Origin of the sequence: Sphingopyxis sp. (assembly GCF_019459305.1) — a bacterium.
Taxonomy (GTDB): domain Bacteria; phylum Pseudomonadota; class Alphaproteobacteria; order Sphingomonadales; family Sphingomonadaceae; genus Sphingopyxis.
The window spans coordinates 21,953-29,965 of record NZ_JAIBES010000082.1; the positions used below are offsets into that span (position 1 = coordinate 21,953).

At 66.0% G+C, this 8,013-nt stretch carries 6 protein-coding genes and 1 pseudogene; 6 read left to right on the top strand and 1 reads right to left on the bottom strand.

What is annotated here, in order from left to right; translation table 11 throughout:
* Positions 1 to 8 precede the first annotated feature (8 nt).
* The 6 genes from K0M74_RS09365 to K0M74_RS09390 all read left to right on the top strand — a co-directional run bounded on the left by K0M74_RS09365 (position 9) and on the right by K0M74_RS09390 (position 7,574).
* Positions 9 to 1,586 (top strand): wax ester/triacylglycerol synthase family O-acyltransferase, encoded by a 1,578-nt coding sequence (locus K0M74_RS09365; RefSeq protein ID WP_293971000.1) that lies wholly within the window; start codon positions 9 to 11, stop codon positions 1,584 to 1,586.
* Positions 1,587 to 1,608: 22 nt separating this feature from the next.
* Entirely contained in the window at positions 1,609 to 3,060 is a 1,452-nt protein-coding gene (locus K0M74_RS09370; RefSeq protein WP_293971003.1) for a DUF3336 domain-containing protein, read from the top strand.
* Position 3,061: 1 nt separating this feature from the next.
* Positions 3,062 to 3,916, top strand: coding sequence for an alpha/beta hydrolase (locus K0M74_RS09375; protein WP_293971006.1), 855 nt, complete (start codon positions 3,062 to 3,064; stop codon positions 3,914 to 3,916).
* A 37-nt stretch (positions 3,917 to 3,953) separates the two neighbouring features.
* Positions 3,954 to 4,886: an alpha/beta fold hydrolase gene (locus tag K0M74_RS09380; RefSeq protein WP_293971009.1), complete on the top strand. Its 933-nt coding sequence runs from the start codon at positions 3,954 to 3,956 to the stop codon at positions 4,884 to 4,886.
* A 190-nt stretch (positions 4,887 to 5,076) separates the two neighbouring features.
* Positions 5,077 to 6,078, top strand: a complete 1,002-nt coding sequence (locus K0M74_RS09385) for an NAD(P)H-dependent glycerol-3-phosphate dehydrogenase (protein WP_293971011.1) — start codon at positions 5,077 to 5,079, stop codon at positions 6,076 to 6,078.
* Between the two features lie 536 nt (positions 6,079 to 6,614).
* Entirely contained in the window at positions 6,615 to 7,574 is a 960-nt protein-coding gene (locus K0M74_RS09390; RefSeq protein ID WP_293971014.1) for a YncE family protein, read from the top strand.
* A gap of 180 nt (positions 7,575 to 7,754) precedes the next feature.
* Here K0M74_RS09390 and K0M74_RS09395 read toward each other — a convergent pair.
* Positions 7,755 to 8,013, bottom strand: a pseudogene (locus K0M74_RS09395) (siroheme synthase); the annotation flags it as partial.

Sequence of the window (8,013 nt, forward strand, 5' to 3'; positions counted from 1 at the left end):
AACCTAACATGCTCAAACAGCTCAGCGCGCAGGACGCCCAGTTCCTCTACACCCAGACCGCGAACAACCTGACCCATATCATGGGGGTCTATATCTACGATCCCTCGACCGCGCCCGGCGGCTTCGTGCGCTTCAAGGACATCATCCGCCACGTCGAAAGCCGCGTCCACACTTCGCCCTTGTTCAAGCGCCGCCTCCACCGCCTGCCGTTCGACATGGATCATCCCTATTGGGTCGAGGACGAGCATTTCGATGTCGAGGCGCATATGAGCCATGCGCGCCTGCCTGAACCCGGCGACTGGCGGCAATTCTGCATCGCGGTGGCGCGCTATTTCTCCAAACCGATGGATATGAACCGTCCGTTGTGGGACATTTATATCATCGAGGGGCTCGACCGCATCCCGGGCATTCCGAAGGGCAGTTTCGCGATGCTCCACCGCGTCCACCACGCCGCGGTCGATGGCGCGTCGGGCGCGCACGCCTTCATCGCGATGAGCGATATCGATGCCAAGGGCACCCCTGCGATCGCCGAACCGCCGCCGGTCGAGGATCTGGGCGATCCGCCGTCGAGCGCCGAAACGCTGTCGCGCGCCTGGTCGGCGTCGCTGCAATCGCCGGTCAAGTTCATGAACGCGCTGATGAAAATGTCGCCGGCGATCATCTCGTCGGCGCGCAAGGCGATGGCCGAGGGCGGGATGACCGCGGGGGTACCCGAGACACGCTTCAACGTCCCGGTCGGCCCGCACAAGATGTTCGACGGCACCTCGGTTGCGCTGTCCGACGTTGCCTTGGTTCGCAAGAAGGTGCCGGGCGCGACGGTCAACGACGTCGTGCTGACGACGGTCGGCGGTGCGCTGCGCAAATATCTGGCGAAGCACAAGGAATTGCCCAAAGACAGCCTGGTCGCGGTCGCCCCGATCAATCTGCGCGGCAAGGACAAGGGAGCGGGCAAGGCCTCGACGCCCGGCAATCAGGTCTCGGCTATGAGCGTCCCCGTCCGCAGCGACATCGACGACCCGCTTGCGCGCCTCGCCGCGATCCGCGACTATACGGTCGAGGCGAAGGAAGCCAAAGCAGGCGTCAGCGCGCGGATCATGACCGACCTGTCGCAGCATATTCCGGGCGCGACGATGGCCGCGGTGGCGCGGCTCGTCACCAGCGAACGCTTTGCAGTGCGCGGCACCAACCTGTTCATCTCGAACGTCCCCGGCGCGCAGGTGCCGTTGTACCTTGCGGGCGCACAGCTCGTCATGCAGCACGGCATGGCGCCGCTCGCGAACAATATGGGGCTGTTCGTTGCCACCCCCAGCTACAACGGCCGCATCGCCTTTTCGATCATCTGCGAGCGCGCAATCATGCCCGACATCGCCTTTTTCCGCGAATGTATCGAGGAAAGTTTCGCCGATTTGATGGCGGCGGTGCCGAAAGCCGAAAAGCCCAAAGCCGCTACGGCAACGCCGAAACCGGCGGCCAAAGCAACGTCAAAACCGAAGGTGAAAGCAAAAGCCGTCCCGAAACCTGCCGCCAAACCGCGGGCGAAACCGGTTGCCAAAGGCAACGCAACCCGCAAGACTCCGAAAAAATAACCATGTCTCGCAGGAATATTGAATGCTTTTCACCCCGACGCTTAGCGCCGACCGCGATCTCGTGACCGCGCCCGACTACATCGCCTGGGCCCAGGCCGCGCGCGAGCATGACAAGAAATCGGGGCTGCAAACGTGGCGCGACGCCGACGAAAGCAAGCATTTCGATTACAAGGCGATCCGCGCCCGGCTTGAACGGCTGCGCAAGTTGTCGGCGGCGGGTGACGTCAAGGGGCTGCTCTTCGTCCTCAACGAAGGCATCCACGGCAATATCGACGGCATGGGCCACGAACGCCTCTATCAAAAGGCGCGCTTCGGCACGAAGGCGTTGATCGAGGATTATGTCGCCGAGGTTGTCGCCTCGCTCGACAAGATCGCCGCCGCGCGCAGCATTCCCCGCGAAGAAAAACGCGACTTCTTCCGCCGCGCCCAGCATTGCTACGGCCGTTCGGCGCTGCTGCTCTCGGGATCGGGCAGCTTCCTCTTCTTCCACATCGGCGTGGTCAAGGCGCTCTGGTCCGAAGGCGTGTTGCCCGCGATCATGTCGGGCGCCAGCGGCGGATCGATCGTCGCCGCGGTCGTCTGCACCCGCAAGGACAGCGAGATCGGCGCGCTGCTCGAAAGCGAGCGCCTCGCCAATCCCGCGCGCGACCCCAAACGGAAGCGCCTCGCATCCGACGAAGTGCGCGACCGCCTCGCCGATCTGATCCCCGACCTGACATTTCAGGAAGCGTTCGAGATCAGCGGCCGCCACCTCAACGTTTCGGTCGCCCCCGCCGAAAAGCATCAGAACGGCCGCCTGCTCAACGCGATCACCGCGCCGAATGTGCTGATCCGCGAAGCCGTGCTTGCATCGTGCGCGGTGCCCGGCGTCTTCCCGCCGGTGATGCTGATGGCGCGCGACGATTCGGGCAACCGCATCCCGTACCAGCCCGATCGGCGCTGGGTCGACGGATCGGTGACGCACGACATCCCCACCAAGCGGCTCGAACGCCTGTACGGGGTCAACCACCACATCGTCAGCCAAGCGAACCCGATCGCGCTGCCCTTCGCGACCGACACGCGCAAGCAGATGGCGCCGATCGAGGCGATCCAGCATGCGTCGATGGCGACCTTCAAGGCGTGGCTTAACGCCAATATGATCATCTTCCAGAAACCACTTGAATGGGTGCCGCCCTTGAACAGCCTCGCCAATATGGCGCGCTCGGTGATCAACCAGGAATATACCGGCGACATCAACATCATCCGCCCGCCAAAATTCTGGTCGCCCGCAAAGATCCTGAGCGATCTCGGGCAGGAGGATATCGACGAGCTGATCGATACCGGCGAGCGCACCGCCTGGCCCAAGGTCGAAATGGTCCGCACCCAGACCGCGATCAGCCGCGCACTCGAAGGCATATTGGCCAGGATCGACCGCGCCGGCGACGACGGCCCCGGCCACCGCAGCACCGCGGCGCTGAAGAAGGCGGTTCGCTAATATGGCGGTGGGTACGATCCAGTTGCCCGCCGAATCCGCGGGCGCCGGGGCACGACTTCACATCACCCATTGGCTGCCCGAAGGCCTGCCCAAGGCCGTGGTGCTGCTCGCGCACGGCTATGCCGAACATGCGGGGCGCTACGGCCATGTCGCCAAGCGGCTAATCGACGCCGGTTACGCGGTTTATGCGATCGACCATTGGGGGCATGGGCTGTCAGACGGCGAGGGCGGGTTCGTGCCGCGCTTTTCGGCCTTTGCTGACGGCATGGCCGAACTGCTGACTCTGGTAGAGGTCAACCATGGCACCACCCCGCGCCTGCTCCTCGGCCACAGCATGGGCGGATTGATTTCGACTTTGTTCCTGGTCGAGCGCCAGCAGGCGTTCGCCGCCGCCGCGCTCTCCGGCCCCGCGATCGTCCCCGCCGCGCCGCCGTCGCGCTTCACCGTCTGGATCAGCCGCTTCCTGTCGCGCTTCTTCCCGCGCCTCGGCGTGCTGTCGCTCGACGCCAATGGCGTCAGCCGCGATCCCGCGGTGGTCGCGGCCTATCTCGCCGACCCGCTCGTTTACACCGGCAAGATCGGCGCGCGGCTGGGCAAAGAGTTCATGGACGCCATGGCCGCGGCGCAGGCGGGCGCCCCCCGCATCACGCTACCGATCCTGTTCCAGCATGGTTCGGATGACCGCCTCGCGTCGGTGGCGGGTTCGCAATATCTGTTCGACCATATCGCCTCAGCCGACAAGACGCTCAAAATCTACCCCGGCCTGTTCCACGAAATTTACAACGAGCCGGAACGCGATGCGGTGCTGGACGATTTGATCGGCTGGTTCGACGCACACGTGTCGAAAGCAGAATAACCCCGCCCCTGAAGGGGAGGGGCCAAAGGACCGCACTATGAAAATCCTCCTCATCCTCCTCTTCGCTCCGCTCATCGCGCTGGCGCTGATGTATTTCATCTTCCCTGGCCGCCTCGTCGCGCTCGGTCGCGCGTTGCTGCGCCAGCGCGGGCGGATGGTGCAGAAAAGCGTCACCGTCGATGGCCGCAACTGGCCGTATCTGGAGGGCGGCGACCCCGCGAAACCCTTGCTGCTGCTCGTTCATGGCTTTGCCGGCGACAAGGATAATTGGTCGATGATCGCGCCGTACCTGACGCGCGACTATCATGTCATCGCCCCCGACCTGCCGGGCTTCGGGGAGAATGAGCGCAACCCCGACCTCGCCTATGACCTTGGCGCGCAGACCGCGCGGCTCAAGCAATTCGCCGATACCCTCGGTCTCGACCGCCCGCATGTCGGTGGCAACAGTATGGGCGGCTGGATCGCACTGCGTTACGCGATCGACTATCCGGGCGCGCTCGCCAGCCTGATCCTGCTCAACAACGCCGGGGTCAACAGCGCCAACGAAAGCGATCTGCAGAAACAGGCGGCGAACGAGGATTATAACCCGCTCGTCCTTGCGGGGCTGGAGGACGCCGACCGGCTGGTCGGCATGGTCGTCCACAAACCGCCCTATATCCCGGCGCGCCTCAAACCCGCGCTCTACGCCGACGCGCTCAAATATCGCGACCAGCTCGACGGCATTTTCTGGGTCATCGCGAACGAAGGCCGCGACCATCCGCTCAACGACCGGCTGGGCGAGGTCAAGGCGCCGACGCTGATCATCTGGGGACGCCACGACCGCCTGCTTGACGTCAGCTGTGTGCCAGTGCTCGAAGCGGGCATCGCGGGCAGCCAGAGCCATATTTTCGAACATGTCGGCCATGTCCCGATGATCGAGGATCCCAAGGCGACCGCTGCGGTGATGAAGGCTTTTATTGCCAAACACTAATCCTATCTGTGGCGAAGCCATGGGGGGAGCGCTTGGGAACCAAATGGTGGAGGGGCCGCGACCTCGCGCCAAAACAACTCCGTCAGCGCGTCGCGCAGCCACCTACCCAACGCTGCGCGACAGGGAGGATGAGCACCTTGCCAACCCGCCATTCCCCCGCCACTCTGCCCTATAAACAGGGGAGAGAGATATGCGCCTGAAGGTCGGCCTGCTCGGTGGGGGCAGCTGGGGGACGACGGTCGCGGCGGTGGTGTCGCGCAATGCGCCGATCACCCTGTGGGCGCGCGATGCCGAGACGGTCGAGGGCATCAACCGCGACAACGAGAACCGCAAATATCTGCCCGGCATCAAGCTGCCGACGACGCTGCGCGCGACCGGCGACATGGCCGAAGTCGTTGCCGGTGCCGACGTCCTGATCATGGGCGTCCCCTCGCACAGCTTTCGCAGCGTGCTCGAAGAGGCACGCGAGCACCTCCGCCCCTGGGTACCCGTCATCAGCCTGACCAAAGGCCTCGAACTTTCCTCGGGCAAACGCATGACCGAACTGATCGAGGAGGTGCTCCCCGGCCACCCCGTCGGCGTCCTCACCGGCCCCAATCTGGCGCGCGAAATCATGACCGGGCAGGCGGCGGCCAGCGTGCTGTCGATGGAGGACGAGATCGTCGTCCGCGCGCTCCAGCCGGTGTTCCATTCGGGGCTGTTCCGCGTCTACACCAACACCGACCTGCTCGGCTGCGAGCTCGGCGGGGTGCTCAAGAATATCATCGCGATCGCGGTCGGCATGGGCGACGGGCTGGGGGCAGGGGACAACACCCGCTCGGCGCTGATGACGCGCGGCCTCGCCGAAATCACCCGGCTCGGCGTCGCGATGGGCGGCCGCCCCGAAACCTTTTCGGGCCTCACCGGCATGGGCGACCTGATCGCGACCTGCACCAGCCCCTTGAGCCGCAATCGCCACGTCGGGGTCGAGCTCGGCAAGGGCCGACCAATCGACGAGATCATCGCGGGCATGAACATGGTCGCCGAGGGGGTGAAGAGCGCGCCGACCGTCATCGCGCTCGCCGAACGCTATGATCTCGCCATGCCGATCGCGCGCGACGTCTTCGACGTGACGCAGGGCAAACGCAGCGCGCAGGACGTGTTTCGCGGCCTGCTCCGCTCGGCGGTCGGCGACGAAGCGCATCCGGGCTGATCAATCCTCCCTGTCGCGCGACGACAGGGAGGATCAGGTTGCCAGCCACCGCGCGCAATCGTCCTGGACCCGCGCATCGCGATCCCGCATCCCCCGCTCCAGCACCGCGGCCCGGCCCGCGCCATCCCTCACCCCGCCAGCGAGGCAATGGCGCCCGCGCGGACGCTGGGAACGGCGTGCGTATGCGCGACATGGTCGGCGATGTCGTGCGCCTCGGCGCTCAGGTGGACGGCGCGGCGGAGGTGCATTTCGCTGCTGGTCAGCGCCGGGCGGCGGGCGATGGTGGGGGCTTTGCCCGCGCGCTCGCCCGCTTCCCGGCCCAGGGCGACGACTATATTGTCGCGTCAGGGGAGATGCTCGCCCTCGACCAGGATGTTCAGGCTGACCGACAGGCTTTCGGGGCCTGTCGCCGGGGATCGAGGCTAGGCGGCGGGGCGCGGCGTGCCGGTTAACTTACCGTAATGTCGCTGGTCGAACGCGGCTTGCCCCGGCGCCGGCGCGGCATAGGATGGCGGGGATCGAACCGGGAGATTTTTATGCGCCGCACGCTTACCACCGCTCTGGCGACCGCTCTCGCCCTGCTGTTGTCCGCGCCCGCCGCCGCCGAAACGCTGCTGATCGGCAACAAGGGCGAGGATACGTTGAGTTTGGTCGCGCTGGCGTCGGGCGAGGAGTTGGCGCGATTGCCGACGGGCAAGATGCCGCACGAGATCGCGGTGTCGCCCGACGGCCAGCAGGCGGCTGTGGTCGCTTATGGCGGGACGACGATAGACGTGTTTGATGTCGCGGCGCGGGCGAAGGTCAAGACGATCGACCTTAGCCCGAACCAGCGGCCGCACGGGCTGTTGTGGCTGGCCGACGGGCGGATGATCGCAACGACCGAGGGCAGCCAGTCGGTCGCGGTGGTCGCCCCCGATGGCAAGGTGACGTCGATCGCGACGGGGCAGCAGGGATCGCACATGGTCGTCGTCGCACCCGACAACCGCACCGCCTATGTCGCCAATATCGGGTCGGGGACGGTGAGCGTGCTGGACCTCAACGCGGGGACGAAGCTGCGCGATCTGGCGGTCGGCGGGCGGCCCGAAGGGCTGGCGCTAGCGAAGGGCGGCCGCGAGCTTTGGGTCGGCGACCTGGCGGCGGCGCGGGTATCGGTGTGGGATGTGGCGACCGGCGGTAGGGTGGCCGAGCAGCCGGTCGATCCGGTCGCGATCCGCGTGCTGGCGAGCCCCGACGGCAGACTGATCGCGACGAGCAATATCGGTGCGGGAACGATCAGCCTGTTCGACGCCGAAACCCGCGCGCCGGTGCGGACGATCCAGGTGTCGGAGGGCGACGCGGCGCGGCAGGTGACCTTGCTGTTCAGCCCCGATTCGAAGCGGCTCTATGCGGCGGAGACAGGGGTGGACAAGGTCGCGGAGATCGAGGTTGCGAGCGGCACGGTGCTGCGCCGGATCGCTGCTGGGAAGCAGGGGGATGGTTTGGCGATTGCGCCTTAGGGGGCGAGAGTGCGGGGGTGGTGAGCCGACGAAGCCGAGCCTCCCTGTCGCGGAGCGAAGGGGAGGAGGCCGCTCGCGAAGCGAGGAGTGGATGGGCAGAAACTTAGGCGCCAAAGCCCGTCCGTCAGCGCTTCGCGCTGCCACTACGCTATAGGGAGGAGTAACATCCATTTCCGGTCGCTAGCAGTCGTCCGGCATTTTCAGCCACAGCGACAAACCTGCCGGAGCCTCCTGCGGCGTCGCATCCGCGACATGCCGCACGGCATCGGCGCGAGCGCGGGCGATGATCGCGGGCGCAACGTCGGCGGGGTGGAATATATGGTCGGCCTCGCCCAGCAGGCGCGCGGCGCGGAGGGTTAGGTCGTCGGGGTCGGGGCTGGTCAGGCGGATTGTTTCGAGGCGCGACGGTTGGGGGGGGCCATAGCGCGCCCCCCCCCCC

What these genes read in the sequence shown, in the direction of transcription:
- K0M74_RS09380 (WP_293971009.1), top strand. Translation starts at nt 3,954, where the DNA reads ATGAAAATCCTCCTCATCCTCCTCTTCGCTCCGCTCATCGCGCTGGCG.
- K0M74_RS09385 (WP_293971011.1), top strand. Translation starts at nt 5,077, where the DNA reads ATGCGCCTGAAGGTCGGCCTGCTCGGTGGGGGCAGCTGGGGGACGACG.
- K0M74_RS09370 (WP_293971003.1), top strand. Translation starts at nt 1,609, where the DNA reads ATGCTTTTCACCCCGACGCTTAGCGCCGACCGCGATCTCGTGACCGCG.
- K0M74_RS09375 (WP_293971006.1), top strand. Translation starts at nt 3,062, where the DNA reads ATGGCGGTGGGTACGATCCAGTTGCCCGCCGAATCCGCGGGCGCCGGG.
- K0M74_RS09365 (WP_293971000.1), top strand. Translation starts at nt 9, where the DNA reads ATGCTCAAACAGCTCAGCGCGCAGGACGCCCAGTTCCTCTACACCCAG.
- K0M74_RS09390 (WP_293971014.1), top strand. Translation starts at nt 6,615, where the DNA reads ATGCGCCGCACGCTTACCACCGCTCTGGCGACCGCTCTCGCCCTGCTG.